The 12,129-nt window shown below is 71.9% G+C and carries 10 protein-coding genes; 4 read left to right on the forward strand and 6 right to left on the reverse strand.

Annotated features, from left to right (window positions below):
• Positions 1 to 416: 416 nt before the first annotated feature.
• Positions 417 to 1,061 (forward strand): hypothetical protein, encoded by a 645-nt coding sequence (locus ACIRRH_RS43295; RefSeq protein ID WP_403078945.1) that lies wholly within the window; start codon positions 417 to 419, stop codon positions 1,059 to 1,061.
• 67 nt (positions 1,062 to 1,128) lie between these two features.
• On the opposite strand, the gene ACIRRH_RS43300 is transcribed toward ACIRRH_RS43295, so the two are convergent.
• On the reverse strand, positions 1,129 to 1,722 hold the full coding sequence (locus ACIRRH_RS43300) for a transglutaminase family protein (RefSeq protein ID WP_403078946.1): 594 nt from the start codon (positions 1,720 to 1,722) through the stop codon (positions 1,129 to 1,131).
• A gap of 657 nt (positions 1,723 to 2,379) precedes the next feature.
• On the opposite strand from ACIRRH_RS43300, the gene ACIRRH_RS43305 reads away from it, so the two are divergent.
• The gene (locus ACIRRH_RS43305) at positions 2,380 to 2,775 is read left to right on the forward strand and encodes a transglycosylase SLT domain-containing protein (protein ID WP_403078947.1); all 396 of its coding nucleotides are present in this window, start codon (positions 2,380 to 2,382) and stop codon (positions 2,773 to 2,775) included.
• A gap of 216 nt (positions 2,776 to 2,991) precedes the next feature.
• On the opposite strand, the gene ACIRRH_RS43310 is transcribed toward ACIRRH_RS43305, so the two are convergent.
• A complete protein-coding gene (locus tag ACIRRH_RS43310; RefSeq protein WP_403078949.1) occupies positions 2,992 to 3,396 on the reverse strand; it encodes an SgcJ/EcaC family oxidoreductase in 405 nt (134 codons plus the stop codon).
• A 647-nt stretch (positions 3,397 to 4,043) separates the two neighbouring features.
• Here ACIRRH_RS43310 and ACIRRH_RS43315 point away from each other — a divergent pair.
• Both ACIRRH_RS43315 and ACIRRH_RS43320 read left to right on the forward strand, forming a co-directional pair.
• Positions 4,044 to 5,075, forward strand: a complete 1,032-nt coding sequence (locus ACIRRH_RS43315; RefSeq protein ID WP_403078951.1) for an alcohol dehydrogenase catalytic domain-containing protein — start codon at positions 4,044 to 4,046, stop codon at positions 5,073 to 5,075.
• Positions 5,076 to 5,174: 99 nt separating this feature from the next.
• The gene (locus ACIRRH_RS43320) at positions 5,175 to 5,477 is read left to right on the forward strand and encodes a YciI family protein (protein WP_403078952.1); all 303 of its coding nucleotides are present in this window, start codon (positions 5,175 to 5,177) and stop codon (positions 5,475 to 5,477) included.
• 80 nt (positions 5,478 to 5,557) lie between these two features.
• On the opposite strand, the gene ACIRRH_RS43325 is transcribed toward ACIRRH_RS43320, so the two are convergent.
• The 4 genes from ACIRRH_RS43325 to ACIRRH_RS43340 form a co-directional block, all read right to left on the reverse strand.
• Positions 5,558 to 6,565 carry a PP2C family protein-serine/threonine phosphatase gene (locus tag ACIRRH_RS43325; protein ID WP_403078954.1) on the reverse strand — a complete coding sequence of 336 codons (1,008 nt, stop codon included), beginning with the start codon at positions 6,563 to 6,565 and terminating at the stop codon, positions 5,558 to 5,560.
• Between the two features lie 277 nt (positions 6,566 to 6,842).
• Positions 6,843 to 9,425, reverse strand: coding sequence for a SpoIIE family protein phosphatase (locus ACIRRH_RS43330; RefSeq protein ID WP_403078955.1), 2,583 nt, complete (start codon positions 9,423 to 9,425; stop codon positions 6,843 to 6,845).
• Between the two features lie 490 nt (positions 9,426 to 9,915).
• A complete protein-coding gene (gndA, locus tag ACIRRH_RS43335; RefSeq protein WP_403078957.1) occupies positions 9,916 to 11,361 on the reverse strand; it encodes an NADP-dependent phosphogluconate dehydrogenase in 1,446 nt (481 codons plus the stop codon).
• 84 nt (positions 11,362 to 11,445) lie between these two features.
• Entirely contained in the window at positions 11,446 to 11,709 is a 264-nt protein-coding gene (locus ACIRRH_RS43340) for a hypothetical protein (protein ID WP_224284499.1), read from the reverse strand.
• Positions 11,710 to 12,129: the final 420 nt, after the last annotated feature.

Below are 12,129 nucleotides of genomic sequence, written 5' to 3' on the forward strand. Positions count from 1 at the left end.
GACGCTCCAGCAGTGGGCCGAACAACCGGACGCGGGCCTGGACGAGGCCGCCCTGCTGGCGATCGCCGACGACCCCACCTGGCAGTTCTGACCCGCCGCCCACGCCGGCCGGCGCAGGAGGCCGGCTGCATCGCCGTCCTCCGCCAGCTGACCTGCGGCATCCGGCCGCTGAGCGGGAGACGGAGATCGGAGCGCGCCGTGCCCCTCCCATAGACTCTCCGGCGATCTTGACAGACCGAGAAGCAGGGGGACGGCAATTGACCGGCGGGCGTGAGCGTTGGCTCAGCGACAGGCTGACCGTGAGGTCGTTCCGCAATCCCAAGAACGTGGCGAAGGCGGTCTTCCACCCGGCGTGGGTGCCCGAGTCGGTCGATCCCGCCGTGGAGTCCCTCAAACGCGTCCGGGTCATCTGCGGCGTGGTCGCGGCGATCGGTGTCTACAGCTTCGTGGAGGGCGGTTTCTCCTTCGACGGGATGCTGGAAAAGGTGCTGACGGCGAGTCTCGTCCTGCTGCTGATCACGCCGCTGACGATCGGTGTGATGCTCTACGTGTGGCGGCGTACCGGAACCGTCCGCCAGCTGCGCACCCCGCTGGTGAACTCGCTCAAACTGCTGCTGCTGTTCATCGGTTCGGTCGTGGTGATGGTGCTGACGTGGATGCTGGCGAACGGTGCTTCCCCGCTCCGCATGCTGCTGTGCCTCATGGCGGCGCTCTGGCTCACCTGGTTCGTGGGCGCCGGGGGTCTTTGCGTGTCCGACAACTTCTTCGGCACCGCGGGAGTGCACCGCTGTCTGCCGCCGTTGCTCGCCACCGTGACGACGTGGCTGATGGCGGTCCCGGACCTGCTCTCCGGTGACCTGCACGGCCTCGGCCTCGCTCTGGGCGTCGTCTTCATCCTGGGCGCGCCGGTGACGGTCACGGGGATAGCCCTGCTGGAGATGAACCGCCTTCGGCGCCGGTACGGAATCCGGCTGGGCACGCATCCGGCGATCCTGCCCCTGCACGGACACGTGCCTCCGGACGGCAATCCCATCGGCAACCCCTACACGCCGGGTCCGTAGCTCCGTACGGCGCCGGTCAGGGCGGCTCCAGGGGGGCGTGTCTGCTCATGTGTGGCGGTCGCCCGCTTCACCCGAGGCCGGCCGACGCGTCACCCGGAAGTTCGGCCGGCAGGTAGTCGTGGCCGAACCGGCCCGGCACTGCCCGGGCGAGCGCCCGGACCAGCGAGGCGGGCGGTGCGACGAAGACCACGGGGTAGTCGCGCTCGCCCCGCTCCGGCCGGACCGGCCAGGCCAGCCGTTCCCGATTGAGGTCGTACTGCGCGTCCACCCCCTCGCGGTTGCCCCGGGCGTCCAGACGGGACCAGCGGCCGTCCAGGTGCACGGCGTTGAGGGCGTGCAGCACGAATCCGCCCTCGCCGTCCTCCAGTCGTTGGTAGCACAGGCCGGTTGGCACGCCCTGCGCCCGCAGCAGCGCGGCCAGCAGGTGGGACTTGCCGTGGCAGATCGCATTGCGCGCGGCCAGCACCTCGGAGGCGCGGAACGCCCCGCTGTACGAGCCCGCGTCCGCGGAGTGTGCCACCTGGTCGCGGACGTAGTGGAACGCCGCCTCCGGCGTGGCCAGCCCGGCGGCCGCCCGCCGCAGCTCCGGGTGCTTGTGGTCGATCACCTCGTCCGCCGCGAGGTAGGCGGCGAGGTCGTCGGTCTCCGGTTGCAGAATCATGCCGTCCACGGTGCCGCGCGCGCCGTCCACCGCGCGCGGAATTCCACCCCCTGGACAGGGCCCCGACCCCGCCACCGCACCCCGCCGCGACCTTGCGACGGCTTCGCGCCGGTGCCCGGCTGCCGTCGTGCCGGCCGGGAGGACCGGCAGCTGAGGGAATGCCCTTCGGCGCCGTTCGCGCGTCGGCCGGGTGTGGTGGCGATCTCAATGGCGGCCGCCCGGTGTTGACTCAGCGTGGTGGCGGCGGGCCGGTCGGTGATGTTGCCGGGGCCTGTGTGGTGAGTGCGCTCACACGGGAATGCGGTGTACGACGACGGATAGTGGTGTCCGTTTTGCTCCATTTTGAGACTATTTGGCGGATGGCTGGAGGGTGTTTGCGCAGGCCGAGAGGCGTCGGCGGGGACCGGCGCGCTCCGGGCGCCCACCCCTGCGGACCGGTGCCGTTCACCCATGGCTACGACGGCGGGTCGTAGCGAGGGGGTCTTGTCGGTGACCGGTCCTGCCTGGCAACAATTGCTGCATCAAGCCACACCGGCACCTGTCCCGCCGGTGAACGGCCTACCGCCAAGCCACGCCCCGCGACCGTTACGGCCCCTGTCCGGCCTCGGTCCGAAACGGGGAGTGACTCGGCCCAACCCGATTGAGGTCTTGCTCTACATGCCCGCTTTCAAGCTCCGTATGCGTACCTCTGCCGCGATTCTTGCCGGTGCCGCCGGTGTGACGGCCCTGGGTGCCGCCGTGGTCCCCGCGGTCGCCTCGGCCGCCGACGCCTCCCCGCAGGCCATCGCCGCCCAGATCGTGCCGGCGGACCAGCTGGCCTCGTTCAGCCAGATCATCTCCCACGAGTCCGGCTGGAGCGTGACCGCGACCAACCCGAGCTCGGGCTCGTACGGACTGGGCCAGGCGCTGCCGGCCTCCAAGATGGCCTCCGCCGGTGCGGACTGGAAGACCAGCCCGACCACCCAGATCAAGTGGGCACTGGACTACATGAACACCCGCTACGGCAGCCCGAACGCCGCCTGGAACTTCTGGCAGTCCCACCACTGGTACTAAGCCGACCTTTCGGCTTCCCCTCACCCCGGGGGCCGGACAGGGACCACCGGAGTGACCCACGAGGGCCTGTGCCCGCGCGAAAGCGCGGACACAGGCCCTCGTGCCGTTCCCCGAACGTCCGGACAGCGTGGCGGCGCTGCGCATCGGTGACGACACCGTCCGCAAGGGCGGCCCGACCAACCTCGCGGCCGACCGGGGGCTCGACGGGTAGCCGGATCAGCCCGGAGAAGGCAGGGCCGAGGAGTGGTGGTTGAGGATCAGCCACCTGCCTCCACGCAGCTCGTAGACGAAGGTGTAGCGGGCGTTGACCGTGGACTTGTCGCCGTTCTTGTCGGTCAGCGTGAACTGGTAGAGGCCCGTGTCGACGGCGCTCGTGGGGTCCAGGACGGTGATGAACCGCTCCTGGATCTTTCCGACGGGCTTGCTCGCCAGGAACTTCGTGAAGTAGTCGACGATCCCGGCGCGACTGGTACGGATGTCGGAGACGGTCGGCAGCAACACGGCATCGGGGGCGTAGAGGTCCGCGACACGGTTCGGGTCGCCGGTGGCCAGAGCCGCGTTCCACTTGTCGAACAGGGCGGCGATCTGTTGTTCGGTGGGGAGTTGGGCGGTACTCGCCACGACACTGCGCGTAGCGGGAGGCTGAGCGCCGCTTGCGGTCCCGTACGTCGCCCCCGTTCCCGTGAACAGAACGGCGGCGGTGAGGGCGACCGCTGCACAGTACTTGCGTCTCATGAACACCTCCTGTGTCGTCGGTGGTCCATCAGACGGACTCGCCCAGCGTCTCTCGGCGGAGCTGCCCATGCACCTCGAAGCGGCGGGGGAGCGGCCACGTACCGATCGACTTCTGCGATCCGCTCGTCGTCGGAGACGGGAAGGCCGAAGCCGGCCGCCGCTCTTCTGCCGTCACACGGCCATCTCCAGGACGTCCGGCGGCAGCCCGCCGCGCCGTAGGCGGCCCGACCGGAGGTGTTGCGGATCCGACGGAGTGTCAGGTTCGTCAGGCCTGGCAGGTGCTGTGTGCGTTCGCCATGCACGCCCACCCCTCCCGGCCCGTCGCGAAGAAGTCCGTGCGGGTGCACCAATCCGCCCGCCGCCGGTGCGCAGGGCCCGACCCGGACGATCACGCACCACGGCCACGCCCGCCCCGAGCCCGTCCAGGGCGATCGGCGCCGACGGCCCGAGCCGGTCCCGGCGAGCGTGATCAGACCGGAGCTGGTCTGCTGATGGTGAGAGCTGTTCGTGCCGGTGCACCGGGAGGAATCCGGATGAGTACCCATCGAGTGGCACAGGTGGCCTCCGCCGGCGGGCCGTTCGAGATCGTCGAGCGTGACGTGCCGCGGCCGGGCCCCGGGCACGTACGAATCGCCGTGGAGGCCTGCGGAATCTGCCACGGCGACGCCATGTTCGTGAACGCCGGGCTGCCGGGCGTCCGGTTTCCGCTGGTCCCCGGGCATGAGATCGCCGGGCGCATCGAGGAGCTCGGCGAGGGAACGCAGAGCACCGGCTGGCGGGTGGGCGACCGCGTCGCGGTGGGCTGGTTCGGCGGCAGCTGCGGGCACTGCGCCGCCTGTCGGCGGGGCGACCTCATCCTGTGCCTGAACCTGAAGGTCCCCGGCGGGGCGTACGACGGTGGCTACGCCGAGGCGGTGGTGGTGCCGGCCGATGCCCTGGCCCGGATCCCCGACGCGCTGGCGGCCGCCGATGCCGCGCCGATGGCCTGCGCCGGGGTGACCACGTACAACGGGCTGCGGACGAGCTCCGCACGGCCGGGCGACCTCGTCGCCGTACTCGGCATCGGCGGCCTCGGCCACCTGGGCGTGCAGTACGCGGCCGCCATGGGCTTCGAGACCGTGGCCATCGCCCGCGGCGCAGACAAGGCCGACTACGCCAAGCAGCTCGGCGCGCACCACTACATCGACAGCACGGCCGGCACGCCCGTCGCGGACGCGCTGCAGTCCCTCGGCGGCGCCAGGGTCGTCCTGGCCACCGCCGCGAACTCCGCCGCCATCACGGCGACCGTGGACGGGCTGTCCCACCGGGGCGAACTGGTGGTCATCGGTGCGGACACCGAGCCGTTGGGGATCGCCCCGGTCCAGCTGCTCATGCGCGCCCGGACCGTCCGCGGCCACCCGGCCGGCAGCGCGCAGGACATCCAGGACACCATGGCGTTCAGTGCCCTGCAGGGAATCCGCCCGATGATCGAGACCGTGCCGCTCGACCGGGCCGACGAGGCGTACCACAGGATGCTCCGCGGTGCCGCCCGCTTCCGCATGGTGCTCACCACCGGAACGGGGTGACGGGAGGCCGTCGGGCCGCCCCGGGCCACAGGCTGGTCGGCGCGTCGCCGATGCTTCCTCTGCGCGACCGGTCGGTTACTCAGCGCTATGATATTGATCATGTTCATTCTTGAGCTGACCTACATCGCGCCGCTTGAGCGCATCGAAGCGGCCCACCCCGAGCACGTCGCCTGGCTCGACTCGAACTACGAATCCGGCGTCTTCATCGCATCGGGCCCCAAGGACCCCCGCGATGGTGCGGTCATCGTGGCGGTCGGTGTCGACCGGACGCAGATCGAGGACATCACCAGGAGCGACCCGTACTCGGTGGCGGGGCTGGCCGAGTACACCGTCACGAACTTCCTCGCGATGAGGACCTCGCCGGCGCTGGAGGAGTACCGGCACCAACCGCCGCCCCGGTAGTCGCCCGGCCCGTGCTCCTCGTGGCGGTAGCGCCCGGGAGAGGGGTACGCGGGCTCGCTCCGATGGAGTCGATGAACCGGTCACCGCTCCCGGCGGACGGCCAGCAGGGCCGCGTCGTCCGTCAGCCCGGAGCCGACGTACGCCCGCACGTCCAGGAGCAGCTCGTCCAGCAGGGCGTCCGGCTCCCCGTGCGGCAGGGCGGCCAGGCGCTCGGCGAGCGGGTAGAACCGGTTCGCCGCGTCCCGGGCCTCGGACACGCCGTCCGTGTAGAGCAGCAGCAGGTCGCCGCGGTCGAAGGCGAGCGACTCGGCATGGTAGTCCCCGCCGACCAGGCCGAGCAGCGTCAGCGGCGGTGCGTCGACGGACGGCTCCACCGTGCTGACCTGACCGTCATGGCAGAGCAGCGGCGGCGGGTGCCCGCAGTTGACCACGACCGCCGGTCCCGGTGTGTCGGGGATGCTGACCAGAACCGCCGTGACGAACTCCTCGCTCGCCGGACGACGAACGAGCGCCGAGTCCAGCCGCCTGGCCACCTCCGCCAGATCCGGCTCGGCCCGCGCGGCCTCACGGAACACCCCCAGCACGTCGGCCGCAGTCTCCACCGCGGCCAAGCCCTTGCCGCACACGTCGCCGAGGAACAACCGCACCCCGTACGGGGTCGGCATCACCTCGTACAGATCCCCGCCGATCCGTGCCTCGGCCTCCGCCGCCACATAGCGCACCGCGACCGCCAGCGGTCCCATCCGCCGGGGCACCAGGCGCAGCAGGGCACGCTGCGCGGCCTCGGCGACCGTGTGGACCCTGGCCAGTTCCCGCTCCTGGGTCGTCACCACCACGACGTTGGCGCAGCTGAAGAAGGTGACCATGACCACTGCGGCCGCCGAGGTCGCCATCACGATCGCGGGCACGGCGGCGTCGTAGGCCGCCATGGCGACGACGAGCGCGCCGGCGATCGCCCCGGCCGCCAGCGGGATCGTGGCCCGGCGGGTGCCCACACCGGCCAGGACGGGGAGGGCGGCGAGTATCGGGGCGAACGTGATACCGGGCCCGCTGGTGAAATCCAGCGCCACCGTGATCGCGATCAGCACATAGCCGCCGATCGTGACCCGGCGCGACCACCTGGGCAGGAACCGCGGCGAACGCCACGCCCTCGTGTTCGAGACATCAGCCACCGGACTGCCCTTCTGTCCCGCTCGTCCCCACAGCCGCGTCGTTTCCCCACTCCACAGTTAAGCGTCTCTCCTCTCCCGGATCGACCGGCAGCGCCGCGCCGACACCTCCGGCCCGCCCGATGCGGCCCGCGCCCCGGAGCCGCACGCGCTCGGCGTGATCCGTTCGAGGGACGCCGATGCCCGGTCGCGGCCGTCAGCCCTCGTCGGGCAGGGCCTGCTCGGTCCAGATGGTCTTGCCGTCCTCGGTGTAGCGGGTGCCCCAGCGTTCGGTGATCTGGGCGATGATGTACAGGCCGCGCCCGCCCTCGTCGTCCCGGGCGGCCTGGCGCAGGTGCGGCGAGGTGTGCCCGGTGTCGGAGACCTCGCAGATCAGGCTGCGGTCCCGGATCAGCCGGACCCGGACCGGCCCGGGGGCGTACCGGATCGCGTTGGTGACCAGCTCGCTGACGATCAGCTCGGTGGTGAACGCGAGCTCCGCCAGGCCCCATTCGTCCAGCCGGTCGGTGGCCAGGCGACGCGCCCGGGCGACCGCCGCCGGGTCGGGCGCCAGATGCCAGTCGGCGACCTGCCCGGCGTCGAGCCGGCGGGTGCGGACCAGCAGCAGGACGGCGTCGTCGTCCACCGGCCCGGGCAGCAGGGTCGCCAGCGCCTCATCGCACAGGCTCTCCAGCGGCCGGCGCAGCCCGGCCAGCGTCTCGGCGAGCCCGCGCCGGCCGTCGACGGCCTCCACCAGGCCGTCCGTGTACAGGGCGATCAGGCTGCCGGCCGGCAGGTCCAGCTCGGCGTGCTGGAACGGCGGGCCGCCCAGTCCCAGCGGCCGCCCGGCCGGCAGCTCCGCGTAGCGGACGCCGCCCGCCGGGTCGGCCACGACGGGCGGCGCGTGGCCTGCCCGGGCCAGGCTGCACCGGCCGTCGACCGGGTCGTACACCGCGTACAGGCAGGTCACGCCGCCGCCGCGCGGGCTGCCCGGGCCGTTCTCCTCGCGCACCACGTCGTCCAAGCGGGCGAGCAGTTCGTCCGGATCCAGGTCCATCCGGGCCAGCACCCGGACGCCGACCCGCAGCCGGCCCATCGCGGCGGCGGCCCGCAGGCCGTGGCCGAGCACCTCACCGACCACCAGGCCGACCCGGCTGCCGGACAGCGGGATGACGTCGTACCAGTCCCCGCCCACCCCGGAGCGGGTGTCGGCCGGCAGGTAGCGGCTGGCCGACTCGACCGCGCTCAGCGCCGGCAGCCGATGCGGCAGCAGGCTGCGTTGCAGCCGCAGCGCAGCGGTGTGCTCCCGGGTGACCACCGGCATCAGCGCCGCGCCGATCAGCAGCGCGCCCAGCCCCAGTACGGTCACCCCGCCGACCTGGCCGAGCAGCGGCAGCCGGAGGGAGGTCGCGCCGTAGCCGGGGGCGGCGTAGACGTGGAAGGCGGCGTAGCAGAACAGGAACAGCATGATCAGCCCGCCGATCCCGGGCAGCACGCCCTTGAACAGCAGGTCCCGGCGGCTGCGGGTGAGCACCCGGCGGTGGTACCAGACGCAGGCGAAGCCGGTCAGGCCGTAGTAGAAGGCGATCGCCAGGCCCACCGAGTCGATGGAGTCGGCCAGCACGTTGCGGCTGACCGAGGTGAGCAGCACCAGGAAGGCGATCGACACCAGCCCCATGCCGACGGTCGACCAGGTCGGGGTCAGGAACCGGCGGTGCAGCCGGGCGAAGCCGGACGGCACGGTCTTGTGCGCGGCCATCGAGAAGACGGTGCGGGCGGTCGGCAGGATGGTGGTCTGGGTGGAGGCGACCGCCGAGGTCAGCACCATCAGGATCAGCAGTTTGGTGAGCGCGTGGCCGAGCCCGGCGGTGCCGAACACCGCCCCGCCGAGGCCGGAGAGCACGTCTCCGGAGTTGTCCGGGTTGGCCAGCCCGATGCCTGTGGTGCCGACCCCGGCGAAGGCCTGCGCCGAGGTGGCGACCAGACCGTAGATGACCAGCAGCAGCACCGTGGACAGCACGGCGGCCCGTCCGGGGGTGTGCCGGCTGTCCGCGGTCTCCTCGTTGACGGCGAGCGCGGTGTCCCACCCCCAGTAGATGAAGACCGCGGCGAGCACCCCGGTGGTCAGCGCCTGGGCGGAGGGGACGTTCAGCGGATTGAACCAGGAGGCGGAGACGTGCGCCGCGGTCGGCGGGCCGCCGGTGTAGACCTTGACCAGGGCGGTGACGGCGAGAAGCAGCAGGACCGCGACCTCCAGGCAGAGCAGCCAGCGCTGCATGGCCGCCGACACCTCGATGCCCACGTAGCAGACCGCCGTCATCAGGGCGATCCAGACCACGCCGGCCACGGTGGTCCACATCCGGTTGGTCGCCAGCGACTCCAGCCCGACCAGCCGGAAGCCGTAGATGCCGGCGATCTCGGCCAGGTTCGCCATCACGATCACGTCGGCGACGATCAGGCCCCAGCCGCCCATCCAGCCGGCCCGTGGGCCGAACGCGCGGGTGGCCCAGGTGAAGGTCGTCCCGCAGTCGGCGTCGACGGCGTTCAGTTCCCGGTAGGCGTACGCGATCAGCAGCATCGGCACGAACGCCAGCATGGTGATGATCGGGGCCTGCAGCCCCACCCTGGCCACGATCAGGCCGAGCGTCGCCGCCAGGCTGTACGCCGGCGCGGTCGAGGAGATCCCGATCGCCACCGACGAGAACAGCCCCAGGGCGCCCGACCTGAGCCCCTTCTCACCGGGGCCGGGCCCGGGCGCGAGCGGCGTGGCGGACTCGGCGGGGCGAGGGGAGCTCTTCACACCAGTTACCCACTCCGCGTCTCGCGGCGGCAAGCCTTGCGATCACCATTCTCCCCGCCCGCCGGGAGGGCCGCCAGACGGGCTCGCCGCGCGGCGCGGCGGGCGGGCCATGGCCCGGATGTGCGATTCCCGGGCCGGGCCGCGCACCGGGTGGGGCCGAGCCGAGAAGGCCGTGGACCCGGACAGGGAGCCGGAGGACCCACGGCGGCGGAGGGTTTCGGCGGCGGTCAGGCCCGCGGCCGAGGCTCCGACGATGGCGATCCGCTTCATTCCCCGTCCTCCCGCCTCTCCTGTTCTGCCGGCCGGATCGCCTGGGCGGGGCAGAGGGCGACGGCCTGCCGGACGTCGTCCGTCAGATGTTCGGGCAGGGTCACCGATCAGCCGGTCCAGGCGGTCGAGCAGCGGTTGGGTGGCCGCCTGCGCCTGCTCCGGGGTGCTGGTGTTCCTGACCAGGACCCTGCTGTTGGTCTGGGACCAGTCGAGGGGCGTATCAGCGCTGTTCCTCCGGGCGGCCCTCGGCCTCCCAGCGGGTGTGGAAGATCCCGTCCCGGTCGACCCGGCGGTAGGTGTGCGCGCCGAAGAAGTCCCGCTGTCCCTGCACCAGTGCGGCCGGAAGACGCTCCGCCCGCAGGCTGTCGTAGTAGGCGAGCGCGGTTGCGAAGCCGGCGGCGGGCACCCCCAGTTGGGCCGCCACCGAGACGACCCGTCGCCAAGCCGACTGCGCGGAGCCGAGCGCCTCCCGGAAGTACGCGTCGGTCAGCAGCGTGGGAAGCTCCCGCTCCGCCTCGTACGCGGCCCGGATCCGGTCCAGGAACCGGGCCCTGATGATGCAGCCGCCGCGCCAGATCGCGGCCATCTCACCGGGGTCGATCTGCCAGGAGTACTCCGCGCTGCCGGCCTGGATCTGGTCGAAGCCCTGGGCGTAGGCCACCATCTTGGAGGCGTACAGGGCCTGCTCGACGTCGTCCGCGAACCGGTCCGCCGCCGCGCTGTCGAGCCACGTCTCGGTGGGGCCGGGCAGCCCCCGCCCGTCCTGCCGGAGCGGCACGCTGCCGGACAGTGCCCGGGCGAAGACCGCCTCGGCGATCCCGCTCACGGGCACGCCGAGCTCCAGCGCGCTCTGGACCGTCCAGCGGCCGGTGCCCTTCTGCTCGGCCTGGTCCAGCACGACGTCGACGAAGGGCTTCCCGGTCGCCGCGTCGGTGTGGGCGAGGATCTCGGCGGTGGTCTGGATCAGGTAAGACTCCAGGCGCCCGGCGTTCCAGGTCCGGAAGACCTCGGCGATCGCGTCGGGCTGCAGTCCCGCTCCGTGCCGCAGCAGGTCGTACGCCTCGGCGATGAGCTGCATGTCGGCGTACTCGATCCCGTTGTGGACCATCTTGACGAAGTGACCGGCGCCGTCCGGTCCGACATGGGTGCAGCAGGGCTTGCCGTCGACCTTGGCCGCGATGTCCTCCAGCAACGGCCCCAGGACCCGGTAGGCCTCCGGTGTGCCGCCGGGCATGATGCTCGGCCCCTCCAGCGCGCCCTGCTCTCCACCGGAGATCCCGCTGCCCACGAAGTGCAGTCCGCGTTCCCGCAGGGCCGCCTCCCGCCTCCTGGTGTCGAGGAAGTGCGCGTTCCCGCCGTCCACCACCACGTCGCCCTCGTCGAGCAGCGGCACCAGCTCGTCGATGACCGCGTCGGTCGGCGCCCCGGCCTTGACCATGATCACGATCAGACGGGGGCGTTCCAGGGCCGCGACGAACTCCTCCGTGGTCCCGGCGGCCACGAACTCGCCCTCGTGCCCGAACTCCTCCAGCAGCGCCGTGGTCCGCGCCTGCGTGCGGTTGTGCACAGCCACGCGGTATCCGTGGCGGGCGAAGTTCCTGGCCAGGTTGCGGCCCATCACGGCCAGGCCGGTGACGCCGATCCGGGCAGGTGACTGCTCGGTCATGACGGGGATCTCCAAAGGTCTCGGGGGGCCTGGGGCTGTCGGGATCGAGGACGTCGGGTGCCGGGTACGCCCGTCGCCCTGTCCCTACTCCGCGGAGAGCGCGAGGACCTCGTCCTCGGGAAGCTCGACGTACTCCTGCCCCTCCACCGTGATCTCCGACCCGGAGAGCCTGTTGAAGAGGATCTTCTCGCCGACCTTGACGTCCACCGGGTGCGGCTTGCCGCTCCCCAGCTGTCGGCCGGGCCCTACCGCCACCACCTCGCCCTTCCACGTCACCGGGTCCTGCGGGGTCGGGCCCCCGATCGGCTTGACGATCAGGTGATCGTGCTTCGGGTGGAAGTCGGGCATGGCATGGTCCTCTCGTGTAGGCACCCGCGGCGCAGCCGGGGCCGTCCCCCACACATCGATTCTGCCGAGGTCCGAGGTTTCCGCACCCGGACGGAAGCGGGGCGCGGGGGAGCGGGACCCGTCACGAGCCGCGGGCCAGGACGAGCGGGTCCGGCGTGTCGCCGTCGGGGGCAGCGGCCTATTCGGCACGTGCCACGCCCGACTTCTGCCCGAACGCGAGGTTGTCCGGCTCTTCGTCGGCGCCGGTTTCCCGGCCCAGGCGCGAGCGCATCGAGCCGGCTGTGCCGGGGGAGTGGTCGCGCCTGTGACGCCGGTCTCAGCCCAGGGGGGGTCGTCTGCACCCAGAGTATCGGCGGCAGTTCGGTCAGTGACCGACAAACCGGACAAACCATGACATAAACCGTGAGCCCACTCACACCG

The sequence above is a fragment of the Kitasatospora sp. NPDC101235 genome, assembly GCF_044767505.1.
Classification (GTDB): Bacteria; Actinomycetota; Actinomycetes; order Streptomycetales; family Streptomycetaceae; genus Kitasatospora.

Bases quoted from the DNA above. Each gene is read 5' to 3' on its own strand.
- ACIRRH_RS43300 (WP_403078946.1), bottom strand. From the start codon at position 1,722: ATGATTCTGCAACCGGAGACCGACGACCTCGCCGCCTACCTCGCGGCG.
- ACIRRH_RS43305 (WP_403078947.1), top strand. From the start codon at position 2,380: ATGCCCGCTTTCAAGCTCCGTATGCGTACCTCTGCCGCGATTCTTGCC.
- ACIRRH_RS43315 (WP_403078951.1), top strand. From the start codon at position 4,044: ATGAGTACCCATCGAGTGGCACAGGTGGCCTCCGCCGGCGGGCCGTTC.
- ACIRRH_RS43320 (WP_403078952.1), top strand. From the start codon at position 5,175: ATGTTCATTCTTGAGCTGACCTACATCGCGCCGCTTGAGCGCATCGAA.
- gndA (WP_403078957.1), bottom strand. From the start codon at position 11,361: ATGACCGAGCAGTCACCTGCCCGGATCGGCGTCACCGGCCTGGCCGTG.
- ACIRRH_RS43340 (WP_224284499.1), bottom strand. From the start codon at position 11,709: ATGCCCGACTTCCACCCGAAGCACGATCACCTGATCGTCAAGCCGATC.